Below are 287 nucleotides of genomic sequence, written 5' to 3' on the forward strand. Positions count from 1 at the left end.
GTGGTCGCCCCGCCCCGCCAACTGGCCAAGCGCCGCCGCGATCTGACGCATCCCGTCACCGAAGTTCTCGCGCCGATGGGCGGTCACCGCAATGATCCGCTTGCCTGCGAAGCGCGCTTTCAGCGGCGCGATCGTGGGCGCGAGCGCCGGGGAGGCGGTGATTTTCGCTCGTGCCGCCAGCAGCGCATCAATCACCGTGTTGCCGGTGACGTGGATCGCGCTTTCGGGCACGTTTTCGGCGCGCAGGGCAGCGGCGGCATTGGCGGTCGGGGCAAAGTGCAGATCGG

At 69.3% G+C, this 287-nt stretch carries 1 protein-coding gene; it reads right to left on the minus strand.

What is annotated here, in order from left to right:
* The coding region (locus tag B9T16_RS29740) for a UDP-N-acetylglucosamine 2-epimerase (RefSeq protein WP_410246500.1) at window positions 1–287 on the minus strand (287 nt) is incomplete at both ends.

Origin of the sequence: Arthrospira sp. PCC 8006 (assembly GCF_046480465.1) — a bacterium.
In the GTDB taxonomy this organism is placed as follows: Bacteria; Cyanobacteriota; Cyanobacteriia; order Cyanobacteriales; family Microcoleaceae; genus Limnospira; species Limnospira platensis.